Source organism: Acinetobacter sp. ANC 7912 (genome assembly GCF_039862785.1).
Classification (GTDB): Bacteria; Pseudomonadota; Gammaproteobacteria; order Pseudomonadales; family Moraxellaceae; genus Acinetobacter; species Acinetobacter thermotolerans.
Genome location: NZ_CP156795.1, coordinates 1,038,402 through 1,053,090 on the forward strand (window position 1 = coordinate 1,038,402; position 14,689 = coordinate 1,053,090).

Sequence of the window (14,689 nt, forward strand, 5' to 3'; positions counted from 1 at the left end):
TGGATTCACTTTTAGAAAGTAATCTAAAACTTAAGATTTATTGTGATACAACCAGTAATAGCTGGCATAACACGCTGCCATAAATAGCAGGCAGCCAATAAAACCAGACAGCATTTCCGGGTCAGCTGCCATACTCAAGCCGGTTGCTGTACAGGTCACAAAGCCCAAAATTGGTACCAGTGGGAACCAAGGGGTGCGGAACTTCAGTTCTGAAACACTATGACTTTGTTTTAACCATTGACGACGGAAGTTGAACTGACTCCAACAGATGCTCATCCAGACAATCACCATGGTAAATGCTGCCACACCCATCAGGTTTTTAAAGATCACATCGGCACCAAACTGTTCAGACAGCAGGCCTGGAAGGCCACCAATCATGGTCACCCAAACTGCGATATGCGGTACGCCAGATTTATTTACCTTGGAGAAAATACGCGGTAACTGGTTCTGAGAAGATAGTGCCCACATCATGCGTGAAGCTGCATAGAGACCTGAGTTTGCAGTAGACAGCAGTGCAGTGATAATCACGAAACGGATAAAGTCTTCTGCATAAGGAATACCCATCTGGGTAAATACAGATACGAATGGACTGCTACTTAGGCCACCATGACCACCGACCTGTAAGCCAGCATCGGTATAAGTTAGTAGCGAGCTGATCACGATGATGGTGCCGACAAAGAAAATCATCAAACGCCATACTGCAGCATGAATGGCCTTCGGTACATTCTTTTCAGGATTTTCAGTTTCACCAGCGGCGATCCCGATCATCTCGGTACCGTTAAAGGCAAAGTTCACGATGAGCAGAGTAGTGAATAGTGGAATCAAGCCATTTGGCAGCCAGCCATGTTCAGTCAGATTGCTGAAAAGTGGCGCAGATTCATAACCCTGGAAGGGAATCATGCCGAAGATACAGCCAAAGCCCAGAATGATGAAAATCAGCACAGTCGCCACTTTCACCAGGGACAGCCAGAATTCTGATTCAGCAAAAGTACGGGTCGAACTCAGGTTGGAAATCAGTACACCTGCAGCAAAGATCAGAGTCCATAACCAGATCGAAGTTTGCGGGAACCATTCCTGCATCAAAATCGCAGCAGCGGTAAATTCTGTACCTAGAGTGGCTGACCAGCCCAGCCAGTACATCCAGGACACCATATAACCGGTACCCGGGCCAATAAATTTCGAGGCAAAGGCACCGAATGAACCGGATACCGGTAAATGTACAGCTAGTTCACCGAGGCAAAGCATCACCATATAGGCGATCAGGCCACCAATGATATAAGCCAGAACGGCACCTAGTGGGCCGGCCTGGGAAATGACTTCACCGGAACCCATAAACAGGCCGGTACCAATCGCGCCACCGAGGGAGAGCATGATTAGGTGGCGTGTGCCCATGGCACGTTTTAACGATGGAGTATGACCCTCAACAGCACGCTGCTGTGAAGGTGGAGAGGGAGATTGCATAACTACAAAAAATTAGGAGAGAAATAAAGGTTGTTATTTTATGTTTGAAATGCAGGAAGATTGATAATTAATAGGAAATTTCAAACGAATGGTAAAATATAATCTAAAAATTAAATATAATAAAGATCACTAAGATTAGTGATCTGGGGTCTGATATTGCTCGGTCTGCTTTTGATCTGCCGGTGCAGTTACTGCTGGTTCAGGCGTTTTATTGCCATCACGGCTGACAATATAAAGGTACAGGGCAGAAGGCGCCAGAATCAGTAAAACAATCAGTATTTTTTTTAACATGGAAAAATATCAAATTCTCAACTTGCCTTGATTATAGCCTAAGCAAATCAGAAAGGGCATAACAGTAGATATAGAGATTCTGGATGAAAAATAATATAGAAGAAGGAAAAATAAGATGGCGTCCCTACGGGGATTCGAACCCCGGTTACCGCCGTGAAAGGGCGATGTCCTAGGCCTCTAGACGATAGGGACGTTTAGAAGATGGCGGTATCTTATTGATCCGCCACCAAAGTGTCAAGCAAGTGGGGGGTGAGTTTGTTTAAAATATAGCAAAACAGTTCAGCCGTCTTCTGCGTGTCATATAAAGCAGAGTGAGCTTCTTTGCCGTCAAATTCGATACCAGCCTGAATACAGGATTTTGCCAGTACTGTTTGACCAAACATCACCGCACTCAAAGTCACTGTATCGAATACAGAAAAACTGTGGAACGGGTTCTGGTTCTTGGTACCGGTACGGGCAATAGCCGCCTGGACAAAACCTAAATCGAAATGCGCATTGTGGCCCACCAAAATTGCATGGGTGCAGTTTTGCTGGCGCCGTACTTCATTGATCGATTTAAAAATACGTTTTAACGCAGTTTTCTCATCTTCGGCCATCGCGATACGCATCGGGTTAAACGGATCTACACCGATAAAATCGAGCGAACGCTTGTCGAGATTTGCCCCTTCAAATGGGTTGATATGTGCATGGTGGGCTTGACCCGGCACAAATTCGCCTTTCTCATTGAAAACAATAGGAATGGCAGCGATTTCCAGTAAGGCGTCGGTTTGTGCATTAAAGCCTGCTGTCTCTACATCGACAACAACAGGCAGGAATCCACGGAAACGTTGACCAATGACTGGGAGAGTTTCATTTGTCACACTTTTCTCCATTGAATGGTTTTACCCGCATACAGCGGAATAATCTGTTCACCATCCAAATAGTCCAGACTCTCAGGAATCACTTGATCTTCTTTTACCAAAGTAATGGTATTGGTATTGCGCGGCAGGCCGTAGAAATCAGCACCAAAATGGCTGGCAAAACCTTCCAGACGGTCAATCTTGCCGACCTGATCAAATGCCTGAGCATAGAGTTCAATTGCAGTAGGCGCACTATAACACCCTGCGCAGCCACATGCATTTTCTTTAGCATTTTTTGAGTGCGGTGCACTGTCGGTACCGAGGAAGAATTTCGGATTACCGCTGGTCGCCACTTCCAGTAATGTTTGCTGGTGTGTTTGACGTTTTAAAATTGGCAGGCAATAGAAATGGGGTTTTACACCGCCTACGAGCAGGTCATTACGGTTAAACAGCAAGTGCTGTGGGGTAATGGTCGCAGCCACATTGCGATCTTGTTCTAAGACAAAATTCGCTGCTTCACTGGTGGTGATATGTTCCAGTACCAGTTTCAGTTTCGGGAACTGTTTTAATAATGGCGAAAGTACTTCATCCAGGAAACGTTTTTCACGGTCGAAAATATCGACGTGATTATGGGTTACTTCGCCATGCAGCAATAACGGCACTTGATGTTCTTCAAGCTGCTCAATCACCGCATACACTTTACGGATGTCGCTGACACCGCTGTCCGAGTTGGTGGTTGCACCAGCAGGGTAGAGCTTGATTGCGCTGACATGCTCAGACTCTTTGATCTTGCGCACTTCACCCGGAGAGGTATTGTCAGTGAAATACAGTACCATGCGCGGATCAAAGTTCACGCCTTCAGGCACATGTGCCATGATGCGTTCGCGATAGCTAAGTGCCTCTTCCACAGTTTTAACTGGTGGAACCAGGTTTGGCATACAGATTGCGCGGGAAAATTGTTGGGCTAAGTCAGGAACTGTGCGCTTAAGCGCTAAACCATCACGTAGGTGAGCGTGCCAGTCGTCTGGCTGGAGAATCGTAATCGTATTCAAGGCGAATTCAATCAGAGAAATAATTTGAATGATAATGCATCTGGGCTAAAAATGGTAATGTGAAATATAGACAAAATACATGATAAAGATGAATTAATTTGAAAAAGTATGCTATTTTAAAATCATTAAAAAAATTACATGCATGCGCTAAGCAATGGAATACAAATATAATTTAGCCAAGTTGCAGGATCAGAAAGAAAAGATTGAAGCACTGATCGCGGGGCAAAGTCAGAAAATACGGCGAGTCTTTCCACAGCCGTTAGAGGATGAATTTTGGTCTAAAAATATGGAACGTGCCCGAAAGCATGCGGAACGCTATGTCTGGGCCGGGGTCTTATCTTATTTTGTCTTGATGCTGACCATCATTCCTACAGATTACTGGATTTTAGAAGATCAGTATTTTGTCCATGATTTTACCTTGTGTCTGCTGGGGATTATTAATGGCGGATTAACGTTACTGATCTTCTATTTTTTCGCTACTTTGCCCAAGCTCAGACCTTATTTTCATTCTGCTTCACTGGTGCTGATGTTCTGGGTACTGGTGACCACGTCCTGCCTGACCATGTCGATTCTAACTCCAGCGATGAAACTGCAAGCCATGGCAATCGTCAGCATCATCTATGTACTGGGCTATATCCTGACCGGAGTTAAACCTTTACAGATGTTGGTGACTGGAGTATTGGCCGCGATCGCCAGTGTGGCTAGCCTGATCTGGATAGAGATTGATTTTGGTCCAGTGGTGTTTATGCGGATTCTGGTGGGCAGTTCTATTTTGGGTTTTGTGATTAGCCATATGATTTTTGCTCGTGAGCGCATGATTTTTCTGTATTCTGCCCGGGCTAAGATTAGTGAGCAGATTCACCGGATTCATAATACTGAACTGCTGCATCTCAGCCAGCAGGATGAACTGACCAAGATTTCCAATCGCCGTACTTTCGATGAAATGCTAAATGTGTATTTTTCGCAGGCAAAACGCGATAACAGCTCTTTAGCCGTGCTATTTATCGATGTGGATTTCTTTAAAAACTATAATGATTTTTATGGACATCAAAAGGGTGATGACGTTATTTCCAGCATCGCGGTGACGATTAAAAATGCTATCCGGCATATGGATTTTGTCGCGCGTTATGGTGGGGAAGAGTTCGTGGTGCTGTTACCCGAAACCGATGCCAATGGTGCCTATGCAGTGGCCACCAATATCTTTAAAGCCATTGAACGCTTGATGATTCCCCATGAAAAATCAACCGTATCCCAATATGTCACCATCAGTCTGGGATTGACGGTGTATAGAGGCGAACAGGACATCAGTAAAGAAGCATTACTCGGTATTGCTGATCAGGCGCTGTATAAAGCCAAGATCCTGGGGCGGAACCAGATTTATTACCAGAATCTCACCGCAGATGAATTTGATAAACTCTATAACCTTTAATGCCAGTCATAAAAAAAACCGCTCTTTCGAGCGGTTTTTTATTGCTTAAGCCATTCAGCAAAATTACTTGTTTTTGTCTTTCAGTTGTGGAACTGCTGAACCTGTACCTACAGCTAATAAACCTGAATTTGTATAAATACCAAGTTTTGCGCGAGTATCTGTGATGTCCAGGTTACGCATAGTCAGCTGACCGATACGGTCTGCTGGAGAGAACATAGAATCACCTTTCTCCATAGTCAGACGTTCTGGTTCGTAAGTCAGGTTAGGAGATTCAGTGTTCATGATAGTGTAGTCATTACCACGACGCAGTTCTAAAGTGACAGTACCAGTGATCGCTTTCGCAACCCAACGCTGTGCAGTTTCACGCAGCATCAGTGCTTGAGAATCGAACCAGCGGCCTTGGTACAACAGACGACCCAAACGCAGACCGTTGATGCGGTATTGTTCGATGGTGTCTTCGTTGTGGATACCAGTCACCAGACGCTCATAAGCGATGTGCAGCAGTGCCATCCCCGGTGCTTCATAGATACCGCGAGATTTCGCTTCGATGATACGGTTTTCGATCTGATCTGACATACCTAGACCATGACGGCCACCGATACGATTTGCTTCAAGGATGAATTCAACTGGATCTTCAATGTGTTTGCCATTGATCGCAACAGGGAAACCTTCTTCAAAAGTAATTGATACTTCTTCAGGTTTGATTTCAACGTCTTCTTTCCAGAAGGCAACGCCCATGATTGGCTCAACGATTTTGATACCTGAATCCAGGTGTTCAAGATCTTTGGCTTCGTGAGTCGCACCCAACATGTTTGAGTCAGTTGAGTAAGCTTTCTCTTTTGACATTTTGTAGTCAAAGCCGTTGTCGATCAGGAACTGAGACATTTCAGCACGGCCGCCCAGCTCATCAATAAACGTCTGGTCTAACCATGGTTTGTAGATTTTCAGGTTAGGGTTAGTCAACAGACCGTAGCGGTAGAAACGCTCGATGTCATTCCCTTTATAAGTTGAACCGTCACCCCAGATGTTTACGTCATCTTCTTTCATTGCAGTCACAAGCATGGTACCTGTTACTGCACGGCCAAGTGGAGTTGTATTGAAGTAAGGAACGCCACCAGTAGAGATGTGGAACGCGCCACATTGAATTGCAGCAATACCTTCTAATGCAAGTTGTAGACGGCAGTCGATCAGACGTGCTTTTACTGCGCCATAAGCTTCTGCTTTTTTAGGGATGGCATCGTAATCGTCTTCGTCTGGCTGGCCCAGGTTCGCAGTGTAAGCATAAGGCTCAGCACCTTTTTGTTTCATCCACAATAAAGCAGCTGAAGTATCTAGACCACCAGAAAAGGCGATACCGACTTTTTTGCCTACTGGTACACTCTGCAAGATAGTTGCATTATCAGTCATTGCTAGTCCTAACTATTTCAAATAGGCACCACGAAATTGGTGGCCAAGGAGAATCTGTAAATGCGGTATTCTATCACTTTTACCCAAACATTTTTTCTGAAAAAAGCGAAAAATTTAAAAAAATGAACTTTAATGGTGAGCTTTTGTCAGCTTTTTAGGCTGGATTAAATATTTACAATGAAAAATACGCCTTTAGCTAATTTGCATCATCTACTGCATGAGATTCTTACACTTCATATCTGGGCTCAGTCATTTCACGATAATCTGGTGATCATGTGCTGATTAAAACACTTTTAGTTCAATGCATCATTCAGTCCAATAAACTGATTTTCAAGCGGGCTAAACGCATGATCGTTGCGGGTCACCAGGTATAAACCAATTTCTTTATATTGCGCAGGAATTTCCCTGAAGTATTCAATTTGATATTGCTCGGCGATGGATTTGGCGATCATCGAAATGCCCATACCGATCTGGGTAAAATTAATCAGCGCTTCCAGATCGTGAATCATAATGGTTTCAGCTTTCTGGATATGAAAATCGCTATACATCTGATTTAAGGTAGTCCAATAACAGCACTGGTCTGAAGCAACGATAATATTCTGTCCACGTAAACAATCTTCAAATTTCTGATGATTGATCACGTCCTTGCCAATCAGTATTAATTCATCATTTGCCAGCAGCTGGTAGTGCAGTTTTTTGTTTTTAACCCGGCCCAGGATATAAGCCAGATCGATATGGCCTTGTAACAATTCATCTTCAATGGAAACGGTGGTGCCGGTTTTTAAGGTAATGGAAAGATCTGGATATGCTTCATAAAGCTTTTTCAATGAAGGGTAGAAGCGCATGCCGCCCAAACTGGTATTGGTCCCGAAGCGTAAATACTGCTGCTGTTGATGAATCTTGTTTTCGGTTTCTTCCCAGGTAAATATCAGTTTTTTGTATTGTTCATACAGATGCAAACCGGCTTCGGTTAATTCAACGCCTTTAGGCTTGCGGATGAATAACGGTCTTTTATAGTGATTTTCAATCTTTTTAATTTTTGCGGTCATATTAGACTGCAAATAATTGAGCTTGCTAGCCGCTGCTGAAATACTTTTCAGTTCTGCCACGGTCACAAAAGACTTTATATCGCCAATATCAATATTCATCGCAGCTCACTTTATAAAATTCTCAGACTGGTATCAATAAAAAAGATGGATGTATTAAAACATAACATTATTCATGATATTGATGATTGCTTAAAATCGTTTCCAGTTCAAGTCATGAGATCAGAAAATGAATATTAAGGTGTTCAGCGTTATTTGCTTGCTTTGCCTGATCTGGAGCTCTCTATGGGGACTGGTGAAATATAGTTTGGGAATTTTTCCACCGTTCTTATTTATTTCCGTCAGGCTTTTGCTGGGTGCCGCAGCCTTAATGCTGTTCCAGTGGTGTCTAGGCAAGTCAGTGCTACCGGAAAAATCGGAATGGAAACGCATCATTATTTTAAGCTTGCTGGTATGTATCGGCTTTTATGCTACACAAACCTTTGCCATGCAGTTCGTCGATTCCGGCCTGTCTGCGGTGCTGGTCTTTACCATGCCTATCATCATTGGGGTGCTGGCGCATTTCTTCTTAAATGAGCGCCTGAATAGACCGAAAATTTTAGGCTTGATTCTGGGTACTAGTGGTCTGGTTGCTATCTTATGGCGACAAATTCTGGATATTCATTTCAATGCCACTTTATTCGGTGAAGCCCTGTTAATCGTGACTGCATTTTTCTGGGCAACGTCTACCGTCTATATCAAAAAATATTTTGCCCAATACGACAAAATTAAACTCACCATTTGGCAGATGGGAATAGGTGGCTTCATTATTTTCTTCACTGCGCTATGTTTTGAACCGGTGCAATGGGAAGTGTGGAGCAATTTATTTAATTTTTCATTACTGACCTATATCGCGGTCATCGGCACCAGTTTTGGGTTTGTGTTGTGGAGCTGGATTGTGAGTCAGGTGGATGCCTTTGTGGCCTCTATTTCCATTATGAGTATTCCTGTTCTTGGCCTGTTTTTTGGCTATTGGCTCTGGAATGAACCGCTGGGGAGTAATGTTATTCTGGGCGCTGTTTTTATCTGTCTTGGAATTTTGTGCAGTGCTTATCAACCCAAAGCCAAGTTGATGCAAAATTCTTTATCGCATGCACCAGAAAGCAAGTAGGACATAGTTGTTCTACTTTTTTCTAGCCACTTTAATCTATTTTTATCGCAGGAAATTTATTCAGATGTCGCTGTTTGCTCTGAATAAATTTCCCACTTGTTTACAGTTATTTTTGTAGCGAAGGAAAGATTGAAATCCGTAGAACCACTCAAAATTTTCTGGTTTAGACTAAAGTTTAAGCCAACAAAAACTGAAAAAACTCAAAACTATAAAATCAATATAAAACAATAATTTAATAAAACTTAAAAATTCTAGAGTTGTTTAATTTGCATGCAAAATTGGTATGACTAATTATATCTTTTAAAATTAATATTGATCTTAAAAAGCTCAAAAATTACTATTGTTCGACCAATTTACGGCTACTTACTGAAATTTAATCAATATTGGTCGTACCAATTTATTAAAGATCGTTTGTGTGATGATGTGCATATGCCAAGCATTTCAAGGAGACGACAATGCTTCAAACCTGGCAGCAAATTTATGATCCCATGAGCAATATTTGGATCTCAAGTATTGTCGCGTTGATCCCAATTGTATTTTTCTTTTTAGCTTTAACCGTATTTCGAATGAAGGGGAGTGTCGCAGGAACCATTACTGTTGTCCTGGCGCTTCTGGTTTCATTATTTGCTTATGGAATGCCAGCACCGATGGCATTTGCCTCGTTGGCATATGGTTTCCTGTATGGTCTGTGGCCGATTGCCTGGATTATTCTCGGGGCATTATTCCTGTATAAAGTTTCGGTAAAAACCGGTCAGTTCGATATTATCCGTTCTTCGATTCTGTCCATTACTGAAGACCAGCGTCTGCAAATGCTTTTAGTCGGCTTTGCCTTCGGTACCTTCCTGGAAGGTGCAGCAGGTTTCGGTGCACCAGTGGCCATTACTGCGGCACTGTTAGTGGGCTTAGGTTTTAAACCACTGTATGCAGCTGGTCTATGTCTGATCGTGAACACTGCACCGGTAGCTTTTGGTGCAATGGGGATTCCAATCATCGTAGCGGGTCAGGTTTCAGGTCTTGAAACGCTGGACATCAGTAAGATGGTGGGCCGTCAGTTGCCAATCATGGTACCAATCGTACTGTTCTGGATTATGGCAATCATGGATGGCTGGCGCGGGATTAAAGAAACTTGGCCTGCAATCATCGTGGCAAGTGCTTCATTCTCACTGGCGCAATTCCTGACTTCGAACTATGTTGGTCCTGAACTGCCAGACATCACTGCAGCGATTGCATCTCTTATCAGCTTGACCCTGTTCCTGAAATTCTGGAAACCAAAACGTATCTTCCGTTTTGAAGACCAGGATGTAAAAGTAGATGCCAGCATTGCAGCTGAAGCCAACAAAAAATACACCATCGGTCAAATTGCCAAAGCATGGTCTCCATTTGCAGTATTAACAGCGATGGTAACCCTGTGGAGTATCAAACCGTTCAAAGACCTGTTTGCCAAAGGCGGTCCACTGAATGACCTGGTGATTTCGATCAAGGTGCCATTCCTGCATGAAATGATCCAGAAAATGCCACCTGTGGTTGCTGAAGTGAAAGACTATGAAGCGATCTACAAGTTCGACTGGTTATCTGCAACTGGTACAGCAATCATGATCGCAGCTGTGATCACCGTGATTTACCTGAAAATGAAACCACGTGAAGCAGTATCCACTTTTGCGGAAACCTTCCGTGAGCTGAAAACACCAATTTATTCGATTGGTATGGTGCTGTCTTTTGCCTTCATCGCCAACTACTCAGGTATGTCTGCAACACTGGCATTAGCGTTGGCACATACCGGTGATGCATTTACCTTCTTCTCACCATTCCTGGGCTGGATCGGCGTGTTCTTAACAGGTTCTGATACGTCAGCAAACGCATTGTTCTCTGCACTTCAAGCAACCACTGCACAGCAGATCGGCGTGCCAGAAGTATTGTTAGTAGCTGCGAACACCAGTGGTGGTGTAACAGGTAAAATGATTTCACCACAATCGATTGCGATTGCATGTGCTGCCGTAGGCTTGGTTGGTAAGGAATCGGATTTATTCCGCTTCACCGTAAAACACAGTATCACCTTTACTGTGATGATCGGTATCATTATTACCTTACAAGCTTATGTGTTCCCATGGATGATTCCATAACAGGCAATTGAGGATCGTAAATGAAAGTCTCCAACAAAGTTGTTCAAAGTCTGCGTTTGCTTATCGAAGAAAACAACATGCAGGTTGGAGACCGTTTGCCTGCTGAACGTAAATTGTGCGAGAAACTGGGTGTTTCTCGTTCATCATTAAGAGAGGCGATTCAACAATTAGCCAGTCAAGGTTTGCTGGTCAGTAAAGTGGGGGCAGGGACGTTTTTACAGAAACTGCCGGTTAACTGGTCACAAAATCTAATTGTTGAACCGCTTACCAGCTTAATGAACCAAGACCCTGAATATCGTACCGATGTGCAAGAAGCACGTATGGTACTTGAAGGGGGGACGGCCTGGTATGCCGCACAGCGTGCTACGCCTGAAGATATTGCAAAAATTCGTCACTGTTTCGAGCAGATTCATTATTTCCAAATGCAGGGTGATGATGCTCAATCTGCAATTGCTGATGCCAACTTCCATTTGGCGATTGCGGAAGCTTCGCATAATTTGGTGCTAATCCAAATGATGCGCGGCATTTTCGATTTATTGCAATACAACGTGATGCTGGGACGACGCAAAGTCTATACCACACCACGTCATTTTGAGCTTTTGTATGACCAGCACTTTCAAGTGATGGATGCCATCGAACGCCAAGATCCGGAAGCTGCGCGCAAAGCAGTTTGTGGACACATCGAATTTGTAGTTCAACGGGTACGTATGATTGATGAAGAAGAAGCTCGTCGTCAGCGTGCCAGTCGATTAAATAGGACCTAGATTATGATTATTTCTTCTGCGAATGATTACCGCGAAGCAGCAAGACGTCGTTTGCCACCATTTTTATTCCATTACATCGATGGTGGTGCGTATGCGGAATATACGCTGAAGCGCAATGTAGAAGATCTATCAAAAGTGGCGCTGCGTCAGCGTGTCCTGAATGACATGTCACAGCTCAGCCTAGAAACCAAACTGTTTGATGAAACCCTGTCGATGCCGGTGGCTTTATCGCCTGTGGGTTTGACCGGCATGTATGCACGCCGTGGTGAGGTGCAGGCAGCGGTTGCAGCCGATAAAAAAGGAATTCCATTTACTTTATCAACCGTATCAGTGTGTCCAATTGAAGAAGTGACACCGGCGATTTCCCGTCCGATGTGGTTCCAGCTGTATGTGTTGCGTGACCGTGGATTTATGCGTAATGCCTTGGAACGTGCTAAAGCTGCTGGCTGTTCAACCCTGGTCTTCACCGTAGATATGCCAGTACCGGGCGCACGTTACCGTGATGCCCACTCTGGTATGAGTGGTCCAAATGCCGCTATGCGCCGTTATTTACAGTCTTGCTTGCACCCACACTGGGCCTGGAATGTGGGCTTGCTGGGCCGTCCGCATGATTTGGGTAACATTTCTAAATACCTCGGTAAACCAACAGGGCTGGAAGATTATATCGGCTGGTTAGGTGCCAACTTTGACCCATCGATTTCATGGAAAGACCTAGAATGGATCCGTGATTTCTGGGATGGCCCAATGGTGATCAAAGGCATTCTGGATCCTGAAGATGCCAAAGATGCGGTACGTTTCGGTGCCGATGGTATCGTGGTATCCAATCATGGTGGTCGTCAGCTGGATGGCGTGTTATCAACAACGCGTGCACTCCCACCAATCGCGGATGCCGTAAAAGGTGACCTAAAAATTCTGGTGGATTCAGGTATCCGTAACGGTCTGGATGTGGTGCGTATGCTGGCAATGGGTGCGGATACCTGTATGTTAGGTCGTGCTTTCGTGTATGCACTCGGTGCTGCAGGCGGTGCCGGTGTCAGCAACCTGCTTGATCTAATCGATAAGGAAATGCGTGTAGCCATGACCCTGACCGGTGCCAAGTCAATTGCTGATATCACAGAAGACTGTCTGGTTAAACTGGATCGTGAACTTTCACAATAAAGTAAATCGGGGATGACCGCTTGGAAGTGGTCATCTTTAACCCATTCGAAACAGCGGAATTTCTGCTGTTTCACAAACGAGATAAAAATCCAAAACATGCTTATGGCTGATTTGCTAAACAGACAGCCATGAAAATGAACCGGGGCTGAACTATGCAAAACTCATTTGACACTACTGCGACCTTAAAGAAACTGGTGGCTGTAGTCGGCCAGCAACATGTGCTGACCGATGATAACGATACTCGTCTGTATCGACAGGGGCGACGTTATGGTTCAGGTGAAGTGTTTGCGGTGGTAGCACCGGGTTCATTGCTGGAACAATGGAAAGTCCTGCAAGTTGCCGTTGAAGCTGACTGTATCGTGATCATGCAGGCGGCCAATACCGGTTTAACCGGTGGCTCTACACCATTTGGTGAATATGATCGTCCGGTGATCGTGATGAGTACCCGTCGTCTGGCTGGCATTCAAGTGATTCAGGATGGCAAGCAGGTCGTATGTCTACCGGGTGCTACACTCGATGCCCTGGAAAAACAGCTGGCACCGTTTAACCGTGAACCGCATTCGGTAATTGGTTCATCCTGTATCGGTGCTTCAGTACTGGGTGGCGTGTGTAATAATTCCGGCGGTGCCTTGGTGCGTCGTGGCCCAGCCTATACTGAACTGGCACTGTATGCCCGCGTGAATGAACAAGGTCAGCTGGAACTGATTAACCATTTGGGTATTAACCTCGGGAATAGCCCGGAAGAAATTCTGAAAAATCTGGAACAGAAACGCTATGGTGATCAGGACATCCAGCAACAGGAACATCGCTGTGCATCCGATCATCGTTATAGCCATGATGTGCGTCAGGTGGATGCCGATACCCCGGCACGTTTTAATGCCGACCCAAGCCGTCTGTTTGAAGCTTCGGGTTCTGCCGGTAAGGTCTGCGTGTTTGCAGTTCGTCTGGATACTTTTGAAAAGATTCCAAGCCAGGTGTTCTATGTCGGTACTAATTCTCAGGATGACCTGACTGAAATCCGCCGTTTCCTGTTAAAAGACCTGCCACGTTTGCCGATTGCCGGGGAATATATCCACCGTGTGGCATATGACATCGGTGCGGAATACGGCAAAGACACTTTCATGTTCATTGAAAAATTCGGTACGGCTAAAGTGCCTGCTGCATTTGCCATGAAAGACAAGGTCGATGGCGTGTTGCAAAAAATCGGCATGCGTGGCCTAAGCGACAAGATTCTGCAAATGGTCAGCAAAATGCTGCCATCGCATTTGCCGAAACGCATGAATGAATACCGTGATCTGTATGAGCATCACTTGATTCTACGTATCGAAAATCAGGATGTGGAACAGGTTCAAGCCTTCTTTGAAAGCTACTTTAAGGCTCATTCAACTGGAAATTATTTCCTGTGTACTGAAGAAGAAGGGCGTAAAGCCTTCTTGCACCGTTTCGCCGTAGCGGGCGCCGCGATCCGTTATCGCGACACGCATTTAAGCGAAGTTGAAGATATCGTGGCACTGGATATTGCGCTGCGTCGTAATGACCGTCAGTGGGTAGAAACTCTGCCACAGGAAATGGAAGAGAAGATCCTGCACAAACTCTATTATGGTCATTTCCTGTGTCACGTATTCCATCAGGATTACATCGTGAAAAAAGGTGTTGATCCGCTGGAAATGGAACATGCGATGTGGAAGCTGCTGGATGATCGCGGTGCGGAATATCCGGCTGAACATAATGTGGGGCATCTCTACATTGCCAAACCGGCACTAAAAAACCATTACCAGAAACTGGATCCAACCAACAGCTTTAACGTGGGTATTGGACATACCTCCAAGCTGAAATACTGGAAATAAATAAAATTCCCGAATAACAACAATAACAACGTCATCTGGCCTATCTCATGCAGTGCTCGCACTGCATTTTTTTTGCCTATAGAAAAGAAGGCTTTAAATAATGATTTTATGGAAAAATCTCTGGT

12 protein-coding genes and 1 tRNA gene are annotated in these 14,689 nt (G+C 44.6%); 6 read left to right on the forward strand and 7 right to left on the reverse strand.

Annotated features, from left to right (window positions below; translation table 11 throughout):
• Positions 1-30: 30 nt before the first annotated feature.
• The 5 genes from ABEF84_RS05150 to pyrC form a co-directional block, all read right to left on the reverse strand.
• A complete protein-coding gene (locus ABEF84_RS05150) occupies positions 31-1,461 on the reverse strand; it encodes an amino acid permease (protein WP_034582272.1) in 1,431 nt (476 codons plus the stop codon).
• A gap of 135 nt (positions 1,462-1,596) precedes the next feature.
• On the reverse strand, positions 1,597-1,752 hold the full coding sequence (locus tag ABEF84_RS05155; RefSeq protein WP_347453775.1) for a hypothetical protein: 156 nt from the start codon (positions 1,750-1,752) through the stop codon (positions 1,597-1,599).
• A gap of 116 nt (positions 1,753-1,868) precedes the next feature.
• Positions 1,869-1,944 (reverse strand) — tRNA-Glu (locus ABEF84_RS05160).
• 20 nt (positions 1,945-1,964) lie between these two features.
• Positions 1,965-2,624: a ribonuclease T gene (gene rnt, locus ABEF84_RS05165; protein ID WP_034585049.1), complete on the reverse strand. Its 660-nt coding sequence runs from the start codon at positions 2,622-2,624 to the stop codon at positions 1,965-1,967.
• Positions 2,609-3,643 carry a dihydroorotase gene (pyrC, locus tag ABEF84_RS05170; protein ID WP_347453776.1) on the reverse strand — a complete coding sequence of 345 codons (1,035 nt, stop codon included), beginning with the start codon at positions 3,641-3,643 and terminating at the stop codon, positions 2,609-2,611. Before pyrC ends, rnt begins: the two co-directional genes overlap by 16 nt.
• A 154-nt stretch (positions 3,644-3,797) precedes the next feature.
• Here pyrC and ABEF84_RS05175 point away from each other — a divergent pair, with 154 nt between their 5' ends.
• The gene (locus ABEF84_RS05175) at positions 3,798-5,072 is read left to right on the forward strand and encodes a diguanylate cyclase (protein WP_347453777.1); all 1,275 of its coding nucleotides are present in this window, start codon (positions 3,798-3,800) and stop codon (positions 5,070-5,072) included.
• A gap of 63 nt (positions 5,073-5,135) precedes the next feature.
• Here the strand turns inward: ABEF84_RS05175 and argG are convergent, their stop codons facing one another.
• Together argG and ABEF84_RS05185 are read right to left on the reverse strand one after the other, a co-directional pair.
• On the reverse strand, positions 5,136-6,479 hold the full coding sequence (argG, locus tag ABEF84_RS05180; RefSeq protein WP_347453778.1) for an argininosuccinate synthase: 1,344 nt from the start codon (positions 6,477-6,479) through the stop codon (positions 5,136-5,138).
• Between the two features lie 293 nt (positions 6,480-6,772).
• Positions 6,773-7,627 carry a LysR family transcriptional regulator gene (locus ABEF84_RS05185; protein WP_347453779.1) on the reverse strand — a complete coding sequence of 285 codons (855 nt, stop codon included), beginning with the start codon at positions 7,625-7,627 and terminating at the stop codon, positions 6,773-6,775.
• Between the two features lie 127 nt (positions 7,628-7,754).
• Between ABEF84_RS05185 and ABEF84_RS05190 the strand changes: the two genes are divergently transcribed.
• The 5 genes from ABEF84_RS05190 to dld all read left to right on the forward strand — a co-directional run bounded on the left by ABEF84_RS05190 (position 7,755) and on the right by dld (position 14,564).
• Positions 7,755-8,675, forward strand: coding sequence for a DMT family transporter (locus ABEF84_RS05190; RefSeq protein ID WP_347453780.1), 921 nt, complete (start codon positions 7,755-7,757; stop codon positions 8,673-8,675).
• Between the two features lie 455 nt (positions 8,676-9,130).
• Entirely contained in the window at positions 9,131-10,795 is a 1,665-nt protein-coding gene (gene lldP, locus ABEF84_RS05195; RefSeq protein WP_034584524.1) for an L-lactate permease, read from the forward strand.
• Between the two features lie 20 nt (positions 10,796-10,815).
• Positions 10,816-11,559, forward strand: coding sequence for a transcriptional regulator LldR (lldR, locus tag ABEF84_RS05200; RefSeq protein WP_034584522.1), 744 nt, complete (start codon positions 10,816-10,818; stop codon positions 11,557-11,559).
• A gap of 3 nt (positions 11,560-11,562) precedes the next feature.
• Positions 11,563-12,717 (forward strand): FMN-dependent L-lactate dehydrogenase LldD, encoded by a 1,155-nt coding sequence (lldD, locus tag ABEF84_RS05205; protein ID WP_034584520.1) that lies wholly within the window; start codon positions 11,563-11,565, stop codon positions 12,715-12,717.
• 152 nt (positions 12,718-12,869) lie between these two features.
• Positions 12,870-14,564, forward strand: a complete 1,695-nt coding sequence (dld, locus tag ABEF84_RS05210; protein ID WP_034584519.1) for a D-lactate dehydrogenase — start codon at positions 12,870-12,872, stop codon at positions 14,562-14,564.
• The last annotated feature ends 125 nt before the right edge of the window (positions 14,565-14,689 follow it).